This is a genomic window from Streptomyces sp. NPDC049954 (genome assembly GCF_040656295.1).
Taxonomy (GTDB): domain Bacteria; phylum Actinomycetota; class Actinomycetes; order Streptomycetales; family Streptomycetaceae; genus Streptomyces.
The window spans coordinates 111079-134181 of sequence record NZ_JBFALS010000015.1 but is presented as its reverse complement, the minus strand read 5'-3'; the positions used below and the strand labels follow the sequence as shown (position 1 = coordinate 134181).

Sequence of the window (23103 nt, the reverse complement as noted above, 5' to 3'; positions counted from 1 at the left end):
CGCGCACCCCACTGCCCCAAGGAGCCGTCCATGCCCGACACCCCACCCCCGAGCCGTCCACGGGCCCGGCGCCGCGCGGCCACCGTGCTGGCCGCCCTCCTCGCGGTCCTGTCCCTCCTGTGGTCCTCCGCCTCCGCCACCGCGTCGGCGGACACCCACGCCACGGCCGCGCCGGCCGCCGCGGCCGGGACCTTCCGCAGTCCGCTCAACGACGGGCCCGACCCGTTCATGACGTACTGGAAGGGCTCCTACTACCTGACCACCACGCAGGGCAGCAGCATCCGGATGTGGCGCGCGTCCTCGCTGAGCAACCTGTCGGCCGCCGAGCCGGTGACCGTGTGGACCGACTCCGACGCCTCCCGCAACCGCGACATCTTCGCCCCGGAGTTCTACCGCTTCGGCGAGCACTGGTACCTCTACTACACCGCCGACGACGGGGTCGACGACCACCACCGTCTGCACGTCCTGGAGTCGGACGGCGACGATCCGGCCGGCCCGTACCACTACAAGGCGAAACTCGCCCCGCCCAACCACGCGGACGACTTCGCCATCGACGCGGGCATCCTCCAGCGCGACGGCCGCCTCTACCTCGCCTACAGCGGCATCAACCAGTACCAGCACAACGGGATCAACCTCGCACCGCTGTCGAACCCGTACACCGTCTCGGGCGACGCGGTGGCCATCGACGCGGCGGGCGGCTGCCCCGAGGTCCGGGAGGGGCCGGAGTTCCTCCACCGCAACGGCCGTACCTGGATGACCTACTCCACCTGCGACACCGGCAAGCCCGACTACCAGATCTGGATGATGTCCCTGCCCGACGGCGCCGACCCGCTGGTGGCAGGCAACTGGACCCAGCACTCCGGCCCGGTCTTCTCGCGCGCCGACGACCGCGGTGTGTACGGCCCCGGCCACCACGCCTTCTTCCGCTCGCCCGACGGCACCGAGGACTGGATCGTCTACCACGCGAAGACCACCTCGGAGTTCACGTACTCCAACCGCACCACCCGGGCCCAGCGGATCACCTGGAAGGCCGACGGCAGCCCCGACCTCGGCCGGCCCCTCGCGCTCGGCGCCACCCAGGACCTGCCCGCCGGGGACCCCGGATCGGGTAACTACTGGATCAACGACGACGGCCGCTCCGGCGGGGACGGCACCGTCTCCTACACCGGGACGTGGAACTCGGGCACCGGCTGCGCCGCCCAGTGCTTCTGGGGCGACGACCACTGGAGCGACCGGACGGGCGACACCGCCACCTTCACCTTCACCGGGACGCGCATCGCCCTGCTGTCCGTGCGCGACACCGGCAACGGCATCGGCGCGCTCAGCGTCGACGGCGGCACCGAACAGCGCGTCGACTTCCACGGCGCCCTGCGCACCGGAGAGACGCGCCAGTACCTCAGTCCCGAGCTGCCGTACGGGCGCCACACGCTGCGGGTCCGCGTCACCGGCGAGCACAACGCCGAGTCGACGGGCTCCTTCGTGAGCGTGGACCGCGCGGAGGTCTACACCGACTGAGAAGCGGACCGAGAAGCGGGGCGCGGGGGTGGGGCGCGGGAGCGGGGTGCGGGGGTGGCGGCCGGACTCTCCGGCCTCTACGGCCGTCACCCTGAAAAGGGTCCCTTACCCATCCCGGCGTCCCACCATGCGGACCGAAACCCCTTTCCTTACGTCAATCCCGGTGAACTTTTCCACACCATGGGCTAGTTGACCTTCGGGCCGCCTTACCCTTCGAAGGGTGAGCGACCTCGAAGCCCCCGTGTCCGAAACCGCCGTCACGCCCGGAGCCGCCCTCCCCGGTGCGCTGACCGACCTGCCGGCCGGTCTGTGTCAGGAGTTGACCGCCTTCCGGCGCGACCTCCACGCGCACCCGGAACTGGGCCACCAGGAGTTCCGTACGACGCAGGCGATCAAGGCCCGGCTGGAGCAGGCCGGGCTGATGCCGCGCGTCCTCGACGGCGGCACCGGACTCGTGTGCGACGTCGGCACGTGGGACGGCGGGCGGCCCATGCTCGCGCTGCGCGCCGACATCGACGCGCTGCCCATCCCGGACACCAAGGCCGAGGCCCCGTACCGCTCCACCGTGCCCGGCCGGGCCCACGCCTGCGGGCACGACGTGCACACCACCGTCGTCCTCGGCGCCGGGCTCGTCCTCGCCGACCTGCTGGAACGCGGGCTGCTGCCCCGCCCGGTGCGGCTGCTGTTCCAGCCCGCCGAGGAGGTGCTGCCCGGCGGCGCCGCCGACGCGGTGCGCTCCGGGGTCCTCGAAGGGGTCGGCCGGATCGTCGCCGTGCACTGCGACCCGAAGGTCGACGCCGGGCGCATCGGGCTGCGGCACGGGCCCATCACCTCGGCCTGCGACAGCATCAAGATCTCGCTGGACGGCCCCGGCGGGCACACCGCGCGCCCCCACCTCACCACCGACCTCGTCACCGCCGTCGCCAAGGTCGCCACCGACGTGCCCGCGCTCGTCGCCCGCCGCGTCGACGCCCGCTCGGGCCTCTCGGTGACCTGGGGACGCATCGAGTCCGGGCACGTCAACAACGTCATCCCGCAACACGCCGAACTGGCCGGGACCGTGCGCTGCCTCGACCTCGCGACCTGGCACTCCGCGCCCGACGCCGTGCACGCCGCGATCGACGAGATCTCCACGATGTACGGGGCGAAGACCCAGATCAGCTACGTGCGCGGGGTGCCCCCGGTCGTCAACGACGGGGAGGTCGCCGACCTGTTGCGGGACGCGATGACGGCGCGGCGCGGCGCCGACTCCGTCGAGGGCACCGAACAGAGCCTGGGCGGCGAGGACTTCTCCTGGTACCTCCAGCAGGTGCCCGGCGCGATGGCCCGCCTCGGGGTGCGGCCGCCCGGCGACCGCACCACGCGCGACCTGCACCGCGGGGACTTCGACGTGGACGAGGCGGCCATCACCGTCGGCGTCGAACTCTTCACGGCCGCCGCCCTGCTCGACGCGTCCTGAGGACGGCGAAGGGGGCCCGGCCCCGACCGGCACCCCCTTTGCCACCCCTTCGTCACGCTCGTTCACGGCGCCGTAACCGGCCGTTGGCACGAATCGATAACGGCCCTTCCCACCCCCTTAGCCCGGCCTTCTACGCGCGTTACTGTGCGGACCGGATCAGCGCCGACGACCACGTCGAACGAGCGCCTGGAGAAGGGGAGTTCCCCGTGCGTCACATTTCGAGGTACACCCGCGTGGCCGTGGGGATCGCCGCCCTCGCCCTGACCGCCACCGCCTGCGGCGAGACCAGCGGCGAGTCCGCGCAGAAGGAGGAGAAGGGCGGCGGCAGCTCCGCCTCCTCCACCGGCTACCAGGGCAAGGGCATCGGCCTGGCCTACGACGTCGGCGGGCGCGGCGACCAGTCCTTCAACGACTCGGCGTACTCCGGCTACGAGAAGGCCCGCGCCGAGTTCAAGATCGGCGGGCAGGACCTGGAGCCGACCGACGGCGAGTCCGACGCCGACAAGGTAGCCCGGCTCACCCAGCTCGCCACCAAGGGCTACAACCCGATCGTGGGGGTCGGCTTCGCCTACGCGCCCGCCGTCAAGGAGGTCGCGCCGAAGTTCCCGAAGACCACCTTCGCCATCATCGACGACGACACGGTCAAGGCCGGCAACGTCGCCGACCTCGTCTTCCACGAGGAGCAGGGCTCCTACCTCGCCGGGGTCGCCGCCGCGAAGGTCACCAAGGCCAAGCACGTCGGCTTCATCGGCGGCGTCGACGTGGCCCTGATCCACAAGTTCTACGCGGGCTTCAAGGCGGGCGTCGCGTCCGTGGACCCGAAGATCAAGGTCGAGAAGCAGTACCTGACCGAGAAGGCAGAGGACGGCGGCTTCTCCAGCCCCAACCTGGGCAAGGAGGCCGCCAAGGGCCAGCTCGACAAGGGCGCCGACGTGCTCTACGCGGCGGCCGGGCTCTCCGGGCAGGGCGTCATCGAGGCCGCCGCGACCGCCAAGGTCTGGGCGATCGGCGTCGACTCCGACCAGTACAAGCAGAAGCCGCTCGCCAAGTACAAGGACCACATCCTCACTTCGGCGCTCAAGGACGTCGGCGGCGCCGTCTACGACCTGAGCAAGTCCGTGGTCGACGGAAAGCCCGTCACCGGTGAGACCCGCTTCGACCTCGCCTCCGGCCGGGTCGGGCTCTCCACCGCGAACCCCAAGTACACCGCGATGACCGACGTCGTCGCCGCCGTCAAGAAGGCCGAGGCCGGGATCAAGGACGGCAGCATCACCGTCCCCAGCTCCTGACCCCGCCCGCACCCCGCAGGGGCGCGTCCGGGCGCGTACGGTGACCGTAGCCGTACGCCCCGGCGCGCCCCTGTGCGCGTTTCGTGACCGGAGCCCCCGCACGCCCCCGGGCCGTCCCGGCCGCCCGCACCTGCGGCTCATCGCTGAGTGTGCAGCGCCGTTCACCGGGCTTAGGCACAGGTGGATAACGGGTGGACATACGGGGTTTTCTGTTCTGTCTACGCGCGTTACGCTGCGGCGAACCTTGCGCCTGCCAAGGGCGCTGCACACAAGGAGTCCCGCTCATGCGCCGCCTGTCCCGAATCGCTGCCGCAGGCATTGCGACCGCCGCCCTCGCCGTCTCCGTCACCGCCTGCGGTGGCACGTCCAGTGACGCGGCCGCCGACAAGGACAGCGGCAGCAGCTCGAAGGGCAAGGGTCTGGCCCTCGCCTACGACGTCGGCGGCAAGGGCGACCAGTCCTTCAACGATGCCGCGTACGCCGGCATGGAGAAGGCAGAGAAGGACTTCCACCTCGGCGGCAAGGACATCGAGCCGACCGACGGCGAGTCCGACGCCGACAAGGCCGCCCGCCTCGACCAGCTCGCCAAGCAGGGCTACAACCCGGTGATCGGTGTCGGTTACTCCTACGCCCCGGCCATCAAGGAGGTCGCGGCGAAGCACCCGAAGACCACCTTCGGCATCGTCGACGACGAGACGATCGACGCGAAGAACGTCGCGGACCTCGTCTTCCACGAGGAGCAGAGCAGCTACCTGGCCGGTGTCGCCGCCGCCATGAGCACCAAGGCCAAGCACGTCGGCTTCGTCGGCGGCGTCGACGTGCCGCTGATCCACAAGTTCGAGGCCGGGTTCGTCCAGGGCGTCCAGTCCGTCGACCCGAAGATCAAGATCGAGAAGCAGTACCTGACCGAGAAGGCCGAGGACGGCGGCTTCTCCAGCCCGAACCTGGGCAAGGAGGCCGCGAAGGGCCAGATCGACGCCGGTGCCGACGTCGTCTACCAGGCCGCGGGCCTCTCCGGGCAGGGCGTCATCGAGGCCGCCGCGACCGCCAAGGTCTGGGCGATCGGCGTCGACTCCGACCAGTACGCGCAGAAGCCGCTGGCGAAGTACAAGGACCACATCCTGACCTCCGCCACCAAGGACGTGTCCGGCGCGGTCTACAACCTCGTCAAGTCCGTCCAGGACGGCAAGCCGGAGGCCGGCGTGGTCCGCGCCGACCTCGCCTCCGGCGGCGTGGACCTGGCCGGCTCCAACCCGGAGTTCTCCGGCAACGCGAAGATCCAGAAGGCGATCGAGCAGGCGAAGAAGGACATCGCCGACGGCAAGGTCAAGGTCAAGACCACCAGCTGACCGGCCGGTCCACCGCTCCCGCCCGCTCGCCGGGCCGGGGCGGGGAGCGGCGGAAACCGCCGCGACACCGCGCCGGAACGGGGCCCGGGGAGGATGTGTGCGCTCCCCGGGCCCCGCTTCGGACGGCGGCGCGGGCACACTGACCCGGACGGACGGCCTGGCTCCGCGGCCCGCCCGTCCCCGGCCGGGCGACCGGCCCCAGCTCCACCTCCGTCAGTCCCGGGGCGTTGCGCACGCGGGCCCCCCTTCCGAGGAGAATGCGCCATCAACGCGTCTCAAAGCCCCCCGGCCGAGGGCCGGGCGCCCGCGGTCGAACTGGCGGGCATCACCAAGCGCTTCCCGGGCGTCGTCGCCAACCACGACATCCACCTCAGCGTCCGCAAGGGCACCGTGCACGCCCTCGTCGGCGAGAACGGGGCCGGCAAGTCCACCCTGATGAAGATCCTCTACGGCATGCAGAAGCCGGACGAGGGCGTCATCAGGGTCGACGGCGCCGAGGCCGTCTTCGGCTCCCCGGCCGACGCGATCGCCCGCGGCATCGGCATGGTGCACCAGCACTTCATGCTCGCCGACTACCTCACCGTCCTGGAGAACACCGTCCTCGGCAGCGAGAAGCTGCACGGGATCGGCGGCGCCGCCCGCCGCCGCATCGTGGAGATCTCCGAGCGCTACGGGCTCAACGTGCGGCCCGACGCCCGCGTCGAGGACCTCGGCGTCGCCGAACGCCAGCGCGTGGAGATCCTGAAGGTCCTCTACCGCGGGGCGACCACCCTCATCCTCGACGAGCCGACCGCCGTCCTCGTCCCGCAGGAGGTCGACGCGCTCTTCGACAACCTGCGCGAACTCAAGGCCGAGGGCCTCAGCGTCATCTTCATCTCGCACAAGCTGGGCGAGGTGCTGTCCGTCGCCGACGACATCACCGTCATCCGGCGCGGTACGACGGTGGGCACCGCGATCCCGTCGCAGACGACGCCCAAGCAGCTCGCGGAACTCATGGTCGGCAGCGAACTGCCCACCCCGGAGACCGCCGAGTCCACCGTCACCGACAAGGCCCTGCTGAGCGTCGAGAACCTTCAGCTGCTGGCCGACGGCGGGCGGCCGGTGCTCGACGACGTGAGCTTCACGATCCACGAGGGCGAGGTCCTCGGCATCGCCGGTGTCGAGGGCAACGGGCAGACCGAACTCATCGACGCGCTCATCGGCCTCAAGGGCGCCGACTCCGGCCGCATCCTGCTGGGCGGCGAGGAGATCACCCCGTGGCCCACCCGCAAGCGGCGTGAGCACGGCGTCGGCTACATCCCCGAGGACCGGCACCGCCACGGGCTGCTGCTGGACGCCCCGCTGTGGGAGAACCGCATGCTGGGCCACGTCACCGAGGCGCCCGCCGCGAAGGGCTTCTGGCTCACGCCGAAGGCCGCGCAGGAGGACACCCGGCGCATCGTCGCGGAGTACGACGTGCGCACCCCCGGCATCGACGTGACGGCCGGATCGCTGTCCGGCGGCAACCAGCAGAAGCTGATCGTCGGCCGCGAGATGAGCCACAAGCCGCGCTTCCTGATCGCCGCGCACCCCACCCGGGGCGTGGACGTCGGCGCGCAGGCCCAGATCTGGGACCAGATCCGCGAGGCCCGCCGCGAGGGGCTCGCCGTCCTGCTGATCTCCGCCGACCTCGACGAGCTGATCGGCCTGTCCGACACGCTCCGCGTCATCTACCGCGGCCGGCTCGTCGCCGACGCCGACCCGGCGAGCATCACCCCCGAGGAGCTTGGCTCCGCCATGACGGGCGCCGCCACCGGCCACCTGGAGGACACCGAGGCCCACGGCCCCGCGTCCGGGCGGCCCCGCAGCCAGAACACCGTACCGGAGCAGCCGGAGGGCACCTCCCGATGACGAACCCTTCCGCGAACCAGGCGCCGGGCGCGCGGCCGAACGCGGCCGCGGGGCCCGTCAAGGCCGCAGCGCCCGCCAAGAAGTGGGACAAGGAGCGGGTCCTGCTCGCGGTGGCCGGACCGGTCATCGCGCTGGTCGTCGCCCTCGTCCTGACCGGCATCGTGCTCGTCGCCTCCGGCAAGAACCCCATCGAGCCCTTCCAGCTCATGTCCGAGCAGATCGGCTACTCCGACCAGCAGGTCCTCATCATCAACCAGGCCGGGGTGTACTACCTCGCGGCCCTCGCGGTCGCCGTCGGCTTCCGGATGAACCTGTTCAACATCGGCGTCGACGGCCAGTACCGGCTGGCCGCCGCCGTCACCGCCATCGTCGGCTTCCACCTCGCGCTGCCCTCGGTCCTCCAGATCCCCGTACTGATCGTCGTCGCGATGCTCACCGGCGCGATCTGGGCCGGGATCGCCGGGCTCCTCAAGGTGACCCGCGGGGTGAGCGAGGTCGTCGCGACGATCATGCTCAACTCGATCGCCACGAGCCTCATCGTGTGGCTGTGCCTCACCGACAACTTCGGCGTCCCGGTCGGCAACAACCAGACCACCGGCGTCATGGACAAGGCCGGCTGGTTCCCCGGCATCGGGATGGGCGCGGCCGGCGAGATCTACGGCTTCGTCTTCGTCGCCGTCGCCGCCGGAATCGTCTACTGGCTCGTCCTCAACCGCACCCGCTTCGGCTTCGACCTGCGCGCCTCGGGCGCCTCCGAGTCGGCCGCCGCCGCGAGCGGGGTCAGCGCCAAGCGCATGACGCTCACCGCGATGCTCATCTCGGGTGCCGTCGCGGGCCTCGCGGGGCTGCCCATCCTGCTCGGCGACACCCACACCTACAGCCAGAGCTTCCCGAGCGGACTCGGCTTCACCGGCATCACGATCGCCCTGCTCGGCCGCAACAACCCGGCCGGCATCGCGGTCTCCGCCCTGCTGATCGCCTTCCTCGACAAAGCCTCGTCCGTCCTGGACTACAACGGCTACGAGAAGGAGATCGCGACCATCATGCAGGGCCTCATCGTGATCGCCGTGGTGGTCGCGTACGAGCAGGTCCGGCTGTGGGGCCTGCGCCGCCAGCAGCGGCGCGTGGGCCTCGAACTGGCAGCGGCGGCCGCCGCCGTCCCGTCGTGTGACGAGCCCCAGAAGGAGGCGGCTGCCCGATGAGCACCCAGAGCACACCGACGACGTCCACCGACGTCAACAAGCCCGCGGCGCAGGCGAAGCCGCCCGCCCGCAAGCTGAGCCTGCCCGTCGTCCTGCTGCTCGTCGCGGGCCTGCTGGTCCTGACCTCCGTGGTGCGGCTGATCACCGGCGCCGACGGCATCACCTCGACCGGCCAGATGTCCGCCGCGCTGCGCCTGGCCGTGCCCATCGGCCTCGCCGGGCTCGGCGGACTGTGGGCGGAACGCGCGGGCGTCGTCAACATCGGCCTCGAAGGCATGATGATCCTCGGCACCTGGTTCGGCGCGTGGGCCGGCTACCAGTGGGGGCCGTGGACCGGCATCGTGTTCGGCATCCTCGGCGGCGCGATCGGCGGACTGCTGCACGCGGTCATCACGATCACCTTCAACGTCAACCACATCGTCTCCGGTGTGGCCATCAACATCCTCGCCCTCGGCGCGACCCGCTACCTGTCGATCTTCACCTTCGCGGACGTGGACGGCGGTACGGCCAAGCAGTCCCCGCCCATCGACTCGCTCGGGACGTGGACCGTGCCCGGGGTCGCCGACGGGCTGCACGACCTCGGCGACAAGGGCTGGTTCCTCGTCTCCGACGTCGCCGGCCTGCTCGGCGGCGTCCTCACCGACCTGTCCCCGCTCACCCTCATCGCGATCCTGCTGGTCCCCGCGAGCTGGTGGGTGCTGTGGCGGACGAGCTTCGGGCTGCGGCTGCGCTCCTGCGGCGAGAACCCGGTGGCAGCCGAGTCCCTCGGCGTCAACGTCTACAAGTACAAGTACCTCGCGGTGATCATCTCGGGCGGCTTCGCCGGTCTCGGCGGCGCCTTCCTGTCCCTGGTCTCCTCCAACATCTACCTGGAGGGCCAGACCGGCGGGCGCGGCTACATCGGCCTCGCCGCGATGATCTTCGGCAACTGGATGCCGGGCGGACTCGCGCTCGGCGCGGGCCTGTTCGGCTACACCGACAGCCTGCGGCTGCGCGGCGGCGGCGAGAACGTGCACGCCGTCCTGCTGCTCCTCGTCTTCCTGCTCGTCTTCGCCGTCGGCTACCTGATCTGGCGCAGGCGGTTCCTGCCGGGCGCGGTCACGGCGGTCGCCGCCGCGCTGCTGCTCGTGTGGTACCTGTTGAGCGACGAGGTGCCTTCCCAGTTCGTCAGCATGACGCCGTACGTCGTGACGCTCCTGGTCCTCGCGCTGTCCGCGCAGCGGCTGCGGATGCCGAAGGCCGACGGACTGCCGTACCGGAAGGGCCAGGGCGGATGACGGAAGGCGCGGGGCAGCCGGCGGGGGCCTTCGAGTTCGGCCCCGCCGACTGGGACCGGCTGCGGGAGGCGGCGCGCTCCGCGATGCGCAGCGCCTACGCCCCGTACTCCCGCTACCCGGTGGGCGCCGCCGCCCGCGTCGACGACGGCCGCACCGTCAGCGGCTGCAACGTGGAGAACGCGAGCTACGGGCTGAGCCTGTGCGCCGAGTGCGGACTGGTCTCGCAGCTCCAGCTCAGCGGCGGCGGCCGCCTCACCCACTTCACGTGCGTGGACGGCACCGGCGCCGTCCTCATGCCCTGCGGGCGCTGCCGTCAGCTCCTGCACGAGCACGGCGGCCCCGGCCTCCTGCTGGAGACGGCCGCCGGGATCCGCACGCTGGCCCAGCAACTCCCGGACGCCTTCGGCCCGGACAAGCTCTGAACACACCACCTCGTGGGCCCGGCGCCAGGCGTGCCGGGCCCGCGTCCTTCTCGTTTTCCGATCTCTTGGAGACCTGCCATGGACGTCATCTCCGTCATCCGCGCCAAACGCGACCGGGACGAACTCAGCGACGCGCAGATCGACTGGGTCGTCGACGCCTACACGAAGGGCACGGTCGCCGACGAGCAGATGTCGGCGCTGGCCATGGCGATCCTCCTCAACGGCATGAACCGCCGCGAGATCGCCCGCTGGACCGCCGCGATGATCGCCTCCGGCGAGCGCATGGACTTCTCCGCGCTCTCCCGCCCCACCGCCGACAAGCACTCCACGGGCGGCGTCGGCGACAAGATCACCCTGCCGCTCGCGCCGCTGGTCGCCGCGTGCGGGGCGGCCGTCCCGCAGCTCAGCGGACGGGGCCTCGGCCACACCGGCGGCACCCTCGACAAGCTGGAGTCGGTCCCCGGCTGGCGCGCCGCCCTCAGCAACGAGGAGCTGATGCACGTCCTCGACACGACGGGCGCCGTGATCTGCGCCGCCGGTGACGGGCTGGCCCCCGCCGACAAGAAGCTGTACGCGCTGCGCGACGTCACCGGCACCGTCGAGGCGATCCCGCTCATCGCCTCCTCGATCATGTCGAAGAAGATCGCGGAGGGCACCGGCTCGCTCGTCCTCGACGTCAAGTGCGGCTCCGGCGCCTTCATGAAGAACGCGGCCGACGCGCGCGAACTCGCCGAGACGATGGTGGGCCTGGGCACCGACCACGGGGTGCGCACCGTCGCCCTCATCACCGACATGTCCACCCCGCTCGGCCTCACCGCCGGCAACGCCCTCGAAGTACGCGAGTCCGTCGAGGTCCTGGCCGGGGGCGGCCCCGCCGACGTGGTCGAACTGACCCTCGCCCTGGCCCGCGAGATGCTCGACGGCGCCGGGCTCACCGACGCCGACCCCGCGAAGGCCCTCGCCGACGGCTCCGCGATGGACGTGTGGCGCCGCATGATCGCCGCCCAGGGCGGCGACCCGGACGCCCCGCTGCCCACGGCCCGCGAGACACACGTCGTGACCGCCGGACGCGACGGCGTCCTCGGCCGCCTCGACGCGTACGACGTGGGCGTCGCCGCCTGGCGCCTGGGCGCGGGCCGCGCCCGCAAGGAGGACCCGGTGCAGGCGGGCGCCGGAGTCGAGATCCACGCCAAGCCGGGCGACCCGGTCCGCGCCGGACAGCCCCTCCTCACCCTCCACACCGACACCCCGGACCGCTTCGCGTACGCCCTGGAGTCCCTGGAGTCCGCGTACGACATCACCGACGAGGCGCCGGACGCCGGGGCGATCGTCATGGACCGGGTGAGCTGACGTCCGGCTGACGTACGAGGGGGTGCGGGGCGGGGGCCGTTCACCGGCCGGGGACCGGCCCCGCGCCCCGGCCGCCCCCGCCGCCCCCGCCGCCCCCGCCGCCCCCGCCGCCCCCGCCGCCCCCGTCGCCCCCGCCGCTCCGGCAGAACCGGCGGTCCCGCTCCGCCAGTCGGGCCCGGGGACCGGCCGAGCGCAGGACGACGTCCAGGGCGCGGTCCGATCCGCTTCTCGCGCCCCCCGGGCACCGGCGTATGGCAGTGGGCCTGGCCACCGGTCCAGGTCGCCGACCGCGACCCGGCGGACCCGGAACGCTTCCGGGTCCTGCACGTCGGCTGAGGGCGAGGGTGAGGGCGAGGGCGGCAGCGGGACGGCCCGGACCCGGGGCCCCGTCCACCGGACACGAGGCCGTCCCCCGCGTGGCGCGTGCGAGCGTCCTGACGTACGTCCCTACGGCGCGCGGTGGGGATCGTAGACGTACGGAGTCGTGGTGCTCAGGACGGTGAACCCGAGACGTTGCAGGATGGGGCGGCTCTGGTCGGTGGCGTCGACCTGGAGGTAGCGGTAGCCGAGGTGGGCGGCGGTCCGGGCGCGGTGGCCGACCAGGGCCCGGTAGATGCCCCTGCCCCGCCAGGCGGCCACGGTGCCGCCGCCCCAGAGACCGGCGAACTCGGTACCCGGGTTGAGTTCCATCCGCGCCGCGCACACGGGCTGGTCCCCTGCCATCACGACGACCATGCTGAGGGTCTGCGAGTTCTGGGCGAGCTGGGCGAGCAGATGTTGCCGCAGGCGGGCGCCACTGGTGCCGAAGGCCTGTTCGTGGACGTCCGCGACGAGGTCCACCCCGGCGGGGTCGGTCACCGGACACAGGCGGACGCCTTCGGGCAGCACGGTGTCGGTGGCCAGGTCCCGGACCGGCGCGACCATGACCGCCTCCTGCGGCTCGGGCGTGAACCCGGCCGCCTCCAGCCGCTTTCCGAGGTCGCCGGGACGGTCGTGGGCGTACGTCTTCCACTCGAACTCGCGCCCGAGCGCGGTGAAGTACCGCACCTGCTCCCTGATCGCCGCGTCCGCCGTGGCCTGGTCGAGGTCCGACCAGAGGACACCGTTCCAGTCGTGCTCCGCTCCGGCCTGCCGCACGACGTCACCGTCCCGCTCGACCCGGGCCCCCGGGCTGTCGGACTGCGCCTCGCGCCTGAGCTGGCGGTCGAACAGGGCAAGTACTTCCGCATGGTCCATCCGGTCACTCCAGCACGGGCAGGGCCACCGCACCACTGGGTTTCCCCCGGCCCCCGCCGCCTGCCGCCGCCGGGCTTCGGCGGGGGCCCGCCCGGCAGCGCCCGCCGCGTCACCGTCCAGGGGGCCTGCGAGCGGCGGCCGTCAGAGACCCTGTGCCCGAGCGGCTTCGTACGCTTGCCGCAACCGCTCGGAAGCGGAGGGGCTCGTGGGGTTCTCGCGTGGGATGCCGAGGTGGATCTCGCGCAGCTCGTCCATGAGTTCACCGACGAGGTGCGGGGAGCCCTCCGCGAGGAGGCGGGCGCGCACCGCGAGCTCCGGGGTGGTGGGCCGGTGCCGCAGGCCCCACGCGCCGAGGGCGACCATCACGGGGAGGGTCTGGATACCGGCCTCGGTGAGGGTGTAGGTCGCCTTCTGACCGCGCGTGGCGTCGTCACGGGTGAGCAGACCGTCCTCGACGAGCTTGCGCAGGCGGCTGGCGAGAACGTTGGACGCGATGCCCTCGTCGTTCCGGGTCATCAGCTCGCGGAAGTGGCGACGCCCCCCGAAGATCACGTCACGCAGCACGATCAGGGTCCACGGGTCGCCCAGGACCTCCACCGCGGCGTTGATCGCACAACCCGAACGTGGCTCCGCGCGCATCGCTCACCTCCTGACTGATTGCGACTCGCAACTCCTCCATCGTAAGGTTCGTCAACCAGTTGCTGATCGCAATCACTCACTGGAGGTGGAACGCATGGCCAAGGCCCGCGTGCACAACTTTCACGTGTCCCTGGACGGCTACAGCGCAGGCGAGACGATCACGTTCGAAAAACCCATGGGCGGCGCCGAGGGCATGTTCGCGCGCTTCGACGGGCGGGCCATCGACGGGGTGGACGCCGTCGACGACCCGATCACCCTCGACCGCGCCCTCGCGAGCACGTGGGCCCAGGGCATCGGGGCCGAGATCATGGGCCGGAGCAAGTTCGGCCCGCAGACCGGCGAGTGGACCGACGACGAGTGGCGGGGCTGGTGGGGTGACGCGCCTCCCTTCCGCACGCCCGTGGTGGTGCTCACCCACCACCGCCGCGACCCCCTCCACTTCGACAACGGGACGAGTTTCCACTTCCTCGACGCCACACCTGCGGACGCGCTGGCCTACGCCCAGGACCTCGCGGGCGGCCGGGACATCCGCGTCGGCGGTGGCCCCTCCACCGTCCGGCAGTTCCTGGCGGCCGACCTCATCGACTTCATGCACCTGATCACGGTGCCCGTCACCCTCGGCGCCGGGGTCTCGATGTGGGACGGACTGGCCGGAGTCCAGGACCGCTTCACCGTCGAGTCGGTGTCCTCGGCGAGCGGCCTCGTCCACCACTTCTGGAACCGGACCACCGCCGACCGGGCCTGAGGGGAGGAGGGCGGGGCGACCGGCCGTGTGACCCCGGAGGCGACTGATCGACGGCATACGGGTCCGGGGCCGGACGGGTGTGGCGTGGCGGGACCCGGCACGCACCACGGGTGGCCGCGACGCACAGCTCCTGCACGATGCGGCCCAGGAGGCCCAACTCCCTTAAGGGCGCGGTGTTTGGGAGGCCCCTGCGGTTGGATGACCCCATGAGCGCCGAAACCCGCCCCCTGGAACTGAGGCCCGCACGTCCCGGCGACGCCGAGGCGGTCGCCGACATCTGGTACCACGGCTGGGGCGACGGCCACCGGGGCAACGTCCCCGCCGCGCTGGTCGAGGCCCGCCCACGGGACTCCTTCGACGTACGCGCCGCACAACGCGTCAAGGACACGGTCGTCGCTGTGGTGGACGGCCGGGTGGCGGGCTTCGTCATGGTGGCCGGGGACGAGGTCGAACAGGTCTACGTCGGCGCCGCTCACCGTGGCACGGCTGTCGCCCCCGCCCTGCTGTCCGCCGCCGAGGACCTGGTCGCGAGGGCCGGCCACCGGCGGGCCTGGCTCGCCGTCGTGGCCGGCAACGCCCGTGCCCGCCGCTTCTACGCACGGCGGGGCTGGCAGGACGAGGGCCTCTTCGACCACCACGCACCCGGCCCGGACGTACCGGTACTGGTGCCGGCCCACCGGTACGTGAAGGACCTCGGTATACACCCCTCGTCGGCTCCTGACGGATGACCGGGTGCCGGGCAGCAGGACGGACCGAAACCTGATGCGCTTGCCTGCCGGGCGGTTGCATACTCACCGCATGGCCTCTGGACGGTTCCGGGATCCGCGCAGTACCGAGTACGAATTCCTCAGCTCGATCATGGTGCGATGCCCTGGTTGCGCGGCGGCGGCACTCGTCATTCCCGTGTCCGGCGACTCCGATCGCGGAGGCCGGATCCCGTTCAGGCCGAGGCGTCTGGTCTGCCGTAGGTGCGGGCTGTCCCGGATGCGGGCCGAGCATGCGCTCACGCTCCCGCGAGGTACCGCCCACCCCGCGACGGATCTGGCGAGGCCGCCGGGCGGCCCCGGCGGCGTGCTGCTGGGCACGGACGAGGGTGGAGTCAACGTTGAGATCCCAGGTGATCAGGTCCTTCGCGTCCGCCCGAGCTTGGAGGGCGGTGCAGATCCGGTACCAGGTGCCGTCCCTCTGCCGGCGACGGAACAGGTCGTACACCCGGCCCCACGGTCCATACCGGTCGGGCAACTGCCGCCGCGGAATGCCCGTACGAACCGGGAACCGTACGCCGTCGATCAGCTGTCGCCGGGTCTGTATCGGCGGCCGGCCGGGTTTCCGGCCCGTAGGCAACAGAGGCTCCGGTACTACCCATCGCTTGTCAGTCAGATGAAGGTGCGCCTTTGGCGTAAGACCCTAAGCGAGAAAGCCCAGCACCCGGCGCCAGGTCAGCTCGGCTGCGGCCGCGTCGTGGTCGGGGACGTCACGATCGGTATAGAAGTGGCCGGCGCCCGGGTAACGGAACACCTCCAGAGCAACGCTGGCTTCCTTCGCCGCCTCACTGAGGGCGGCAACGCGCTCGGGCGGCGCGAAGTCGTCCGGTTCAGCGACGTGCAACTGCACTCTGAGACCTGGCCGAACAGATTCGGGAAGATCGGCAGTGGCGTGCAGAAGAATAACGCCGGCCGCATCGGGACGCTCGGACCAGAGATCGGTGACGACACCTACGCCCATGGAGAAGCCGACGAGCACGGTCTCGTCCGGCATCCCCGTGAGGGCCTGCCGAGCGCGCTTGACCACCACTGCCCAGCCGATCCGGTCGAGCAGTTGGAACCCCTGGTCGAGCGTGACCGCGGTCTCGCCGCCGAAGAGATCGGGCGTGATGACCTCATGCCCGGCGCGACGCAGTCGCTCGGCGGCGCGGAGTTCGGCTGGCCGCAGGCCGAGAACGGAATGGAAAAGCGCGATATGGCTCATGGCGTCATAGTGCCGTACAGCGACGCCGGACTTCCGTGCTCGCCGCCGAGCGATTGCTGTGACCAGCACTTTCGATACACGCCCCGGGAGGGCCAGTTCGACCAGGCTCTACGTCGTCACTGGTGCACCGGTGCACCGAGAGCAGGGAGTCCACCCTCCTGCCCCTCCCGCCTCCGTCGGCCCGCCTGGCCAGGGCGCTAAATGACCGCCCGTACGCGGGCTTTGACGCCCGTGAGGAAGGGGGTGTACGCGTCGGTGGGGAGGTTGAGGACCGGGCCGTGCGGGTTCTTGGAGTCGCGGACCGGGACGAGTCCGTGGGTGGCGGCGAGGTTGGTGGCGACCTCCACGCAGTCGCCGCCGTTGTCGCTGTAGGAGGAAGTGCGCCAGCGGGGGAGTTCGGTCGTCACGAGGGGCCTCCTTCTGTCGCGTTACCGGGCGGAGCCGTACGCGCCGGACTTGATGCCTGCGAGGAGCGAGGTGAACGCCTCGGTGGGCAGGCTCAGGACGGGGCCGTGGGCCTGCTTGGAATCGCGCACCGGGACGAGACCGTGCGGGATGGCGAGGTTGGTGGCGATTTCGACGCACTGGCCGCCGTTGTCGCTGTAGGACGACTTGAACCAATGGGGCGCTTCAGTAGTCACGAGGGTGTCCCTTCGTAAGTCGGCCGTGTGGAGCAGAGGGGGCTTCCACAGGAAGCGTGAGGCTACGCGGGCGGGGATCCGGGGTGCCTCGTTCCCCGTTGGTCAGGCAACCTCGTGCGCGCCGGACTTGATCTCCGCGATGAGGGAAGCGAACGCGTCCTCGGAGAGGCTGAGGACCGGTCCTCGGGTGTGCTTGGAGTCGCGGACCGGGACGATTCGGCGGGTGGCGGCCAGGTTGGTGGCCACCTCCACGCAGTTGCCGCCGTTGTCGCTGTACGAGGACGTGCGCCAGTGGGGGGATTCGGTCGTCACAGGGGTCTCCCTTCGTCAGTGGTAGGAGGTTCGAGCGTGGACGCCTTTGACGCAGTTCGCTCAACGGGCCGCGTGGCCCGCAGCTTTGATGCCCTCGATGAGGGAGGCGAACGCGGGGGCGGGGAGGGTGAGGACCGGGCCGTGGGCGTTCTTGGAGTCACGGACCGGGACGATTCCGTGGATGGTGGCCAGGTTGGTGGCGATCTCGACGCACTGGCCGCCGTTGTTGCTGTAGGAGGACGTGCGCCAGCGTGGGGTTTCGGTCGTCACGGGATGCCCCTTCGTCAGTGGCCGACTGTCCGGTCGGAGGGAGCATTCCCCTTGTGGGGCAGCGGAAAGCCCACCGCGCGAGGCGCGGTGGGCTTCCGAGTGGTTCCGTTCGCTCAGACGGTGCCGTGGGCGCCCGCCTTGATGCCCTCCACGAGGGAGGTGAACGCCTCGGTGGGCAGGTTCAGGACCGGGCCGTGGGTGTTCTTGGAGTCACGGACCGGGACGAGACCGTGCGAGGCGGCGAGGTTCGCGGCGACCTCGACGCAGTCGCCGCCATTGTCACTGTAGGAGGACGTGAACCAGCGGAGGGTTTCGGTCGTCACGGGGTGCCCTTTCGTAACTGGCTGATCATGGCCACGGATGCCGCCTGAGACAGCGCTTCGGCGTGCAGTTGATGGTAGGCCGTCAGCATGGGGAGCACGGATGTGGGCTCACGGTCCAGGTTCCCCTGCGCCTGGGATTCTGCATAGCAGATCACGGATCGATCCGACAGTGTCAAGAGGTTGACGGGCAGGTTGAGTGTGCGGCGCTCGCCTATCTCGTAGGGAGCCACCTGGAGCAGAGTGTTGGGCTGCTCGGCGAACTCGATAAGACGCGCCAACTGAGCGTCCATGACTGCGGGCCCGCCAACAGGACGGCGGATGCAGCTTTCGTCCATGGTCACGAACACCATGGGAGCGGGGTCCCTGGCCAAAGCTGCCTGCCGTTCAGTCAAGAAGGTCACTCGCTCGGTAGCTTGCTCGGGAGTGATCGCTCTCCGCTGTACGGCGCTGTCCGCCAAGACTCGCGCGTATTCCGGGGTTTGCAACAAGCCCGGGATGATGCCGATGTTGTAGAGCCGGAGCTCCACCGCCCGCCCCTCATAGACCACGTACTCCTGGAACCCCTCCAGCAGGTTCCCGTGCCGGATCTCCCGCCACTGCCGCTCGAACGAGTCATCGGTTCCGGCGGTGCCGAAGACGACGTCGGCCTTACGCGAAAAGCGAAGGGTCGGCGGTTTGCGGTCAGTTTCCACGGCGGAGATGTGCTGACTGGAGTACTCCATGGGACCGGCCAGGTCCTCCTGGCTCCACCCGCGTGCTTCGCGCAGCCTGCGCAGATGGGCGCCGAAGGCCGCTCGCGCGCTGCGTTCGGGGCGTAATTCCTTGATGTTGACCACGTTGGAGACCCGGCCCTTCCTTCGGTTCCGATTACTTGAAGGGGCTCTGATCCTAGGCCAATCTGAGTCGCCACGGTAGTCGAGTGACTACGGAGAGGAGTTACCTGTGTCTGCGAACAACGGCTCCCCGGGCGGATCGGAACCGGCGCGCGAGGCCACGGCCGGGGAGTGCGGGACGTGCCGGGAACTCGGCGCGGCCGAGGCCCTCGCCAACGCCGCGCGGGACTTCAGCAGGGCGACCGACTGCCGCGTGCTGCTCCGGCGGCACCGGCAGGCCACTGGCTGCCTGCGGAACGCGTCGTGACGGCGCCCGAGCGGGACGCGGAGCCCGAGCCCTGGCCCGAGCCCGAGCCCGTACCGGTCGAGTTCAACCCGATGCGGTTCCCGCCGTGCGCGTGCGCGCGGTGCCGGGAGGGTGAGGAGGCCGGCGACGAGTCCGTGGTGCTGCGGCGGCTGCGGGAACGGGTCAACGAGGAGAACGCGCTGCGGCGTTCGATCCGGCGGCAGGAGTGACAGCCGTGGTCGGGGCCTCCGTGAACCGCCGCCGGTACGCCGCCGGGCTCAACCCGGTCTCCTTCTTCAGCCGCGCTCGCAGATTCGCCGCCGTGCCGAGCCCCGACCGGCGGGCGACGACCTCCGTCCGTTCCTCCCCGGCCTCGATCAACCGGCAGGCGAGCGCGATGCGTTGGGTGTTCAGCCAGGCGAGGGGTGTCGTCCCGAGCTGGGACCGGAAGCGTCGGTGCAGCGTCGCGGGGCTGGTCGCGGCCTGTTCCGCGAGTGCGGCCACCGTCAACGGCTGAGCCAGCCGCTCTCCCGCCCACTCCAGCAGCGGCCCCAGCGAGGTGTCCGGGACGTCGGGCAGCGGCCGTTCCACGAACTGCCGTTGGCCGCCGTCCCGGTGGGCCGCGAACACCAGTCGTCTGCTCACCGCGTTCGCGATCTCCGCGCCGTGGTCGCGCCGCACGACGTACAGCCCGAGATCGAGTGCGGCGGCGCTGCCCGCGGCGGTCAGGATGTCGCCGTCGTCCACGAACAGGACCTCCGGCTCCAGACGTACGGCGGGAAACCGCTCGCGGAACTCGCGCGCCCACTGCCAGTGCGCGGTGGCCCGGCGGCCGTCCAGTACGCCCGCCTCCGCCAGCGTGAACGCCCCCGAGCAGAAGCCGAGGAGCCGGGCGCCGCGCGCGTGCGCCGCGCGGATCGCGTCCAGGACGGCCGGGCTCCTGGGCACCTCCACGTCGGGCCGGTTCGGCACGATCACGGTGTCGGCGTGCTCCAGGGCCGTCAGCGGTCCGACCCCGGTGAGCGTGAAGAAGCCCTGCCGCATCCGGGTCAGCGGCTGCTCGGCGCACAGCGAGAACCCGTACAGCGTGCGGCCCAGCTCGGGACGGTCCAGGCCGAAGACCTCGATCGCGCAGCTCAGCTCGAAGGGGTTCGAGCCCTCGTCCACGAGGACGACGACCCGGTGCGGGGCTTCCGGCGTCCGCGTACCGGAAGCGTGCGAGGATTCTTGCGCCATGTGCCATTCCTAGTGCCTGCTGCGGCACGAGCACTCCCGGCGAGCGTCAGGCTCGCGCAGGATGGACGTCATGAAGCCCGACTCGCAGCCCCGCTCGCTGTCCGCCGTCCTCGACTCCTTCGACGCGCGCTGGAGCCCCCGCATCGTGACCCGCGTCAACGACTACGACGTCCGCGTCGCCAAAGCGGAGGGCGAGCACGTGTGGCACGTCCACGAGGACACCGACGAGTTCTTCCTCGTGACCGAGGGAGAACTGCGGATCGCCCTGCGCGAGGACGGCGCCGAACGCGAGGTCGTCCTGCCCGCCGGTTCGGTCTTCACCGTCCCGCGCGGCGTCTGGCACCGCCCCTCCGCCCCCACTGGGGCGTCCCTGCTCCTGCTCGAACCCGCCGGGACCTCCACCGTCGGGGACGCCCACGACCCGGTACCGGAGCACGTGGACGCGACGACGGGGCACGAGTGGGAGGGCGGGGACGAGGGAGAGGGCGGCGGCTACGACGAGACCGCGCACCAGCTCAGGGGCCCCGGGAACGCCCGCCGCGTGCTCTCCTCCATCGAGCGGCTGGAGCGGGGCGGCGGTGGCCGGGAGGCCGGGGAGCGCGCCGAGTGACGTCGGCCCCGTAGGCGTCGGCGCTCAGCCCCCGGCCGCCACGAACCCCAGGTCCACCGGCTGCTCGGGCAGCCCCCGTTCCCGTACGGCGGCCAGCAGTTCCGGGAGCGGGGTGGCCACAGCGCGTCGTCCGTGGCCGCGAGTTCGGCCGGGGGCCACCAGCGGCCGTACTCGATGCGGTCCGCCGCGTGCGCGGCGCTCAGGTCGCCCTGCGGATCGCGGCGGGGGCCGTACGCCAGGTAGACGTGCTCGTGCTGGCGCACCCGGACGTCGGCGCGGGTGAAGTCGTGCTCCCACAGGCACAGCGGACCGGCCGGTTCGAGGTCCGTCCAGCCGGTCTCCTCGCGCAGTTCGCGCAGCGCCCCCTCGCGCGGGCTCTCGCCCGGTTCCAGTCCGCCGTCGGGCAGCGCCCAGTGCTCGCCGACCTCCGGGTTGTCGTAGTGGAAGAGGTGGACCGCCCAGTCAGGGGCCACGACGGCCACCCGGGCCGCGCGTCGTCGTATACGCATGACGGCAGCCTGCCAGGCGGCGTGGGCGCGCGGTCCGGTTTCCGGCCCCCGGCCCCGAGAGGTGCGCGTGCCGCTCTCCGGTCCCGTCCCGGCTCAGCCCCGCGCGTGCCGTACCAGCGCGTCCGGGAGCGTCCTGGTGATCTCGTCGCCGAGTTTCTCGAACTCCCTGCGCAGGAACGGGGAGGCGAGCGCCGCGACGCCCTTGAAGCCGATCGTCGCGTGGTACGCGATGCGGGTGGTGCCGCCGTCCTCGGCCGGGCTGAACGACAGGTCGTCGGTGGTGGAGGCCGTCTTGTTGTGGCCCTGGAACACCAGCCGGTCCGGCTCGAACCGGTCGAGCCGGTAGGTGAGTTCGGTCTTGCGGCCACGGAACTCGGAGACGTTGTGCCAGCGCGCGCCGGAGGCCACCGGCCCCTCCTCCCCGTCGGCCCGGGTGCACTCGACCGTGCCCGGGTCCCAGTCCACGGCGTGCGCGAAGTCGGAGAGGTAGGCCACCACCTCGTCCAGGGGGACAGGGACGGTCATGACGCGCTCGACGTGGATCATCGGGTTCCTCGCTCCGTTGCGGGCCGTTGCGGGCGGCGGGAGCCCGGGGCCCGGCGGGCCCACGACGGCTCCAGGACTCTCCCCTTCCCCCGGGTACGGCCCCGGACGCCTCGACCCGCCCGCGTTCCTCCGTCCGGGGGCCCGGTCGCCCCCGGCGCCCCAAGCGGCACCGTCAGCCCAGCAGCGCCGCGATCACCACCAGCACCGGGACCGCCGCGATCGTCGACAACAGGATCGACTCGCGGGCCAGCCGCTCCGCGACCCCGTACCGGGAGGCGTACGTGTAGAGGTTCTGCGCCGCCGGGAGCGCCGAGGTCACCACGACGTCCAGCAGATCGTGTCCGCCCAGACCGAAGAGGCCCGCCGCGAGCGCCCACGCGATCAGTGGCTGCCCGACCGCCTTCAGCGCCGCCGACAGCAGCACCGGGCCCCGGTCCGCGCCCCGGCCCGGCAGTGTCGCGCCGCACAGTGAGATGCCGAAGGCCAGCAGCACGGCCGGCACCGACATGTTGCCGATCAGCGTCAGCGGGTCCAGGACCGGGCCCGGCACCCGCAGCCCCGCCGCCGAGACCAGCACCCCCGACAGCGAGCCCACCGCCACCGGGTTGCGCAACGGCGTCAGCATCCGCCGTACGAGACCGCCGTGTTGCCGGTCCGGGCGGCTCAGGTCCAGGACCGTCAGCGCCACCGGAGTCGCCACGATCTGCTGGAACAGCAGCACGGGGGCCACCAGCGAGGCGTCCCCCAGTACGTACACGGCGATCGGGATGCCGAGATTGCCCGCGTTGACGTACCCCGAGCACAACGCCCCGATCGTGCCCGCGCCCACACCCCAGCGCCGTACCGCCGCGACCGCCACGAAGATCCCCGAGACCGCCGCCGTCGCACACACCGTGACCAGCAGCTTGCCCGAGAGGATCACCGACAGGTCGGCCTGCGCGAGCGTCGTGAACAGCAGCGCGGGGGTGGCCACATGGAAGGCCAGCCGGGTCAGCACCTCCCGCCCGTTGTCCCCGATCCGGCCACTGCGGCCCAGCGCGTAGCCCACCGCGATGACGGCGGCGATCACCCAGAAGCCCGTCAGCACCCCGCGCACAGAACCGCCCCCGGACCGAGCAGGGGCGGGGCCGGTATCGGAGGGCGGGGGCCGGCGCCCGGCCCGGTTCCATGAGGCATGCAGACAATTGTCCGGCGGC

Annotated in this window: 26 protein-coding genes and 3 pseudogenes; 15 read left to right on the top strand and 14 right to left on the bottom strand. The window is 71.5% G+C overall.

Annotation, left to right across the window (positions count from 1 at the left end):
• Positions 1 to 30 precede the first annotated feature (30 nt).
• The 10 genes and pseudogenes from AB0J21_RS28385 to AB0J21_RS28340 all read left to right on the top strand — a co-directional run.
• On the top strand, positions 31 to 1515 hold the full coding sequence (locus AB0J21_RS28385) for a glycoside hydrolase family 43 protein (protein ID WP_363148982.1): 1485 nt from the start codon (positions 31 to 33) through the stop codon (positions 1513 to 1515).
• 220 nt (positions 1516 to 1735) lie between these two features.
• Complete coding sequence (locus tag AB0J21_RS28380; RefSeq protein ID WP_363148981.1) at positions 1736 to 2974, top strand: amidohydrolase; 1239 nt, start codon at positions 1736 to 1738, stop codon at positions 2972 to 2974.
• Between the two features lie 206 nt (positions 2975 to 3180).
• On the top strand, positions 3181 to 4263 hold the full coding sequence (locus tag AB0J21_RS28375; protein WP_363148980.1) for a BMP family ABC transporter substrate-binding protein: 1083 nt from the start codon (positions 3181 to 3183) through the stop codon (positions 4261 to 4263).
• Between the two features lie 284 nt (positions 4264 to 4547).
• Positions 4548 to 5612 carry a BMP family ABC transporter substrate-binding protein gene (locus tag AB0J21_RS28370; RefSeq protein ID WP_363148979.1) on the top strand — a complete coding sequence of 355 codons (1065 nt, stop codon included), beginning with the start codon at positions 4548 to 4550 and terminating at the stop codon, positions 5610 to 5612.
• Positions 5613 to 5927: 315 nt separating this feature from the next.
• Entirely contained in the window at positions 5928 to 7502 is a 1575-nt protein-coding gene (locus AB0J21_RS28365) for an ABC transporter ATP-binding protein (RefSeq protein WP_363149023.1), read from the top strand.
• A complete protein-coding gene (locus AB0J21_RS28360; protein WP_363148978.1) occupies positions 7499 to 8704 on the top strand; it encodes an ABC transporter permease in 1206 nt (401 codons plus the stop codon). The genes AB0J21_RS28365 and AB0J21_RS28360 overlap by 4 nt, the downstream gene beginning before the upstream one ends.
• Entirely contained in the window at positions 8701 to 9981 is a 1281-nt protein-coding gene (locus tag AB0J21_RS28355; protein WP_363148976.1) for an ABC transporter permease, read from the top strand. The genes AB0J21_RS28360 and AB0J21_RS28355 overlap by 4 nt, the downstream gene beginning before the upstream one ends.
• Positions 9978 to 10403, top strand: a complete 426-nt coding sequence (locus AB0J21_RS28350) for a cytidine deaminase (protein WP_363148975.1) — start codon at positions 9978 to 9980, stop codon at positions 10401 to 10403. Before AB0J21_RS28355 ends, AB0J21_RS28350 begins: the two co-directional genes overlap by 4 nt.
• A gap of 78 nt (positions 10404 to 10481) precedes the next feature.
• Positions 10482 to 11753, top strand: a complete 1272-nt coding sequence (locus AB0J21_RS28345) for a thymidine phosphorylase (RefSeq protein ID WP_363148974.1) — start codon at positions 10482 to 10484, stop codon at positions 11751 to 11753.
• Positions 11754 to 11963: 210 nt separating this feature from the next.
• Positions 11964 to 12089, top strand: a pseudogene (locus AB0J21_RS28340) (amino acid ABC transporter substrate-binding protein); the annotation flags it as partial.
• A 111-nt stretch (positions 12090 to 12200) separates the two neighbouring features.
• On the opposite strand, the gene AB0J21_RS28335 reads toward AB0J21_RS28340, so the two are convergent.
• Both AB0J21_RS28335 and AB0J21_RS28330 read right to left on the bottom strand, forming a co-directional pair.
• A complete protein-coding gene (locus AB0J21_RS28335; protein ID WP_363148973.1) occupies positions 12201 to 12989 on the bottom strand; it encodes a GNAT family N-acetyltransferase in 789 nt (262 codons plus the stop codon).
• Between the two features lie 141 nt (positions 12990 to 13130).
• On the bottom strand, positions 13131 to 13628 hold the full coding sequence (locus tag AB0J21_RS28330) for a helix-turn-helix domain-containing protein (protein WP_363148972.1): 498 nt from the start codon (positions 13626 to 13628) through the stop codon (positions 13131 to 13133).
• A gap of 94 nt (positions 13629 to 13722) precedes the next feature.
• Here AB0J21_RS28330 and AB0J21_RS28325 point away from each other — a divergent pair, with 94 nt between their 5' ends.
• Entirely contained in the window at positions 13723 to 14373 is a 651-nt protein-coding gene (locus AB0J21_RS28325; RefSeq protein ID WP_363148971.1) for a dihydrofolate reductase family protein, read from the top strand.
• Between the two features lie 206 nt (positions 14374 to 14579).
• Entirely contained in the window at positions 14580 to 15101 is a 522-nt protein-coding gene (locus AB0J21_RS28320) for a GNAT family N-acetyltransferase (protein ID WP_363148970.1), read from the top strand.
• A 445-nt stretch (positions 15102 to 15546) separates the two neighbouring features.
• On the opposite strand, the pseudogene AB0J21_RS28315 reads toward AB0J21_RS28320, so the two are convergent.
• From AB0J21_RS28315 to AB0J21_RS28280, 8 genes and pseudogenes are all read right to left on the bottom strand, one after another.
• A pseudogene (locus AB0J21_RS28315) lies at positions 15547 to 15753 on the bottom strand (transposase); the annotation flags it as partial.
• 27 nt (positions 15754 to 15780) lie between these two features.
• Positions 15781 to 16341 carry a dienelactone hydrolase family protein gene (locus tag AB0J21_RS28310; protein WP_363148969.1) on the bottom strand — a complete coding sequence of 187 codons (561 nt, stop codon included), beginning with the start codon at positions 16339 to 16341 and terminating at the stop codon, positions 15781 to 15783.
• Positions 16342 to 16538: 197 nt separating this feature from the next.
• On the bottom strand, positions 16539 to 16748 hold the full coding sequence (locus tag AB0J21_RS28305) for a DUF397 domain-containing protein (protein ID WP_363148968.1): 210 nt from the start codon (positions 16746 to 16748) through the stop codon (positions 16539 to 16541).
• Between the two features lie 21 nt (positions 16749 to 16769).
• Complete coding sequence (locus AB0J21_RS28300) at positions 16770 to 16982, bottom strand: DUF397 domain-containing protein (RefSeq protein WP_363148967.1); 213 nt, start codon at positions 16980 to 16982, stop codon at positions 16770 to 16772.
• A 102-nt stretch (positions 16983 to 17084) separates the two neighbouring features.
• Positions 17085 to 17294, bottom strand: coding sequence for a DUF397 domain-containing protein (locus AB0J21_RS28295; RefSeq protein ID WP_363148966.1), 210 nt, complete (start codon positions 17292 to 17294; stop codon positions 17085 to 17087).
• A gap of 60 nt (positions 17295 to 17354) precedes the next feature.
• Positions 17355 to 17564 carry a DUF397 domain-containing protein gene (locus tag AB0J21_RS28290; protein WP_363148965.1) on the bottom strand — a complete coding sequence of 70 codons (210 nt, stop codon included), beginning with the start codon at positions 17562 to 17564 and terminating at the stop codon, positions 17355 to 17357.
• A gap of 113 nt (positions 17565 to 17677) precedes the next feature.
• Positions 17678 to 17887 carry a DUF397 domain-containing protein gene (locus AB0J21_RS28285; RefSeq protein ID WP_363148964.1) on the bottom strand — a complete coding sequence of 70 codons (210 nt, stop codon included), beginning with the start codon at positions 17885 to 17887 and terminating at the stop codon, positions 17678 to 17680.
• Positions 17884 to 18723 (bottom strand): helix-turn-helix transcriptional regulator, encoded by an 840-nt coding sequence (locus AB0J21_RS28280; RefSeq protein ID WP_363148963.1) that lies wholly within the window; start codon positions 18721 to 18723, stop codon positions 17884 to 17886. The genes AB0J21_RS28285 and AB0J21_RS28280 overlap by 4 nt, the downstream gene beginning before the upstream one ends.
• 106 nt (positions 18724 to 18829) lie before the next feature.
• Here AB0J21_RS28280 and AB0J21_RS28275 point away from each other — a divergent pair, with 106 nt between their 5' ends.
• Both AB0J21_RS28275 and AB0J21_RS28270 read left to right on the top strand, forming a co-directional pair.
• Positions 18830 to 19027, top strand: coding sequence for a hypothetical protein (locus AB0J21_RS28275; RefSeq protein ID WP_363148962.1), 198 nt, complete (start codon positions 18830 to 18832; stop codon positions 19025 to 19027).
• Complete coding sequence (locus AB0J21_RS28270) at positions 19024 to 19236, top strand: hypothetical protein (RefSeq protein WP_363148961.1); 213 nt, start codon at positions 19024 to 19026, stop codon at positions 19234 to 19236. The genes AB0J21_RS28275 and AB0J21_RS28270 overlap by 4 nt, the downstream gene beginning before the upstream one ends.
• Here the strand turns inward: AB0J21_RS28270 and AB0J21_RS28265 are convergent.
• Positions 19190 to 20242, bottom strand: a complete 1053-nt coding sequence (locus AB0J21_RS28265; protein ID WP_363148960.1) for a helix-turn-helix domain-containing protein — start codon at positions 20240 to 20242, stop codon at positions 19190 to 19192. The two genes, AB0J21_RS28270 and AB0J21_RS28265, sit on opposite strands and share 47 nt — an antisense overlap.
• 70 nt (positions 20243 to 20312) lie before the next feature.
• On the opposite strand from AB0J21_RS28265, the pseudogene AB0J21_RS28260 reads away from it, so the two are divergent.
• A pseudogene (locus tag AB0J21_RS28260) lies at positions 20313 to 20699 on the top strand (cupin domain-containing protein); the annotation flags it as partial.
• Positions 20700 to 20734: 35 nt separating this feature from the next.
• On the opposite strand, the gene AB0J21_RS28255 reads toward AB0J21_RS28260, so the two are convergent.
• The 3 genes from AB0J21_RS28255 to AB0J21_RS28245 form a co-directional block, all read right to left on the bottom strand.
• Entirely contained in the window at positions 20735 to 21361 is a 627-nt protein-coding gene (locus AB0J21_RS28255) for an NUDIX domain-containing protein (protein ID WP_363148959.1), read from the bottom strand.
• Positions 21362 to 21454: 93 nt separating this feature from the next.
• A complete protein-coding gene (locus AB0J21_RS28250; protein WP_363148958.1) occupies positions 21455 to 21907 on the bottom strand; it encodes an SRPBCC family protein in 453 nt (150 codons plus the stop codon).
• A 172-nt stretch (positions 21908 to 22079) separates the two neighbouring features.
• Complete coding sequence (locus AB0J21_RS28245; protein WP_363148957.1) at positions 22080 to 23003, bottom strand: AEC family transporter; 924 nt, start codon at positions 23001 to 23003, stop codon at positions 22080 to 22082.
• Positions 23004 to 23103 lie beyond the last annotated feature (100 nt).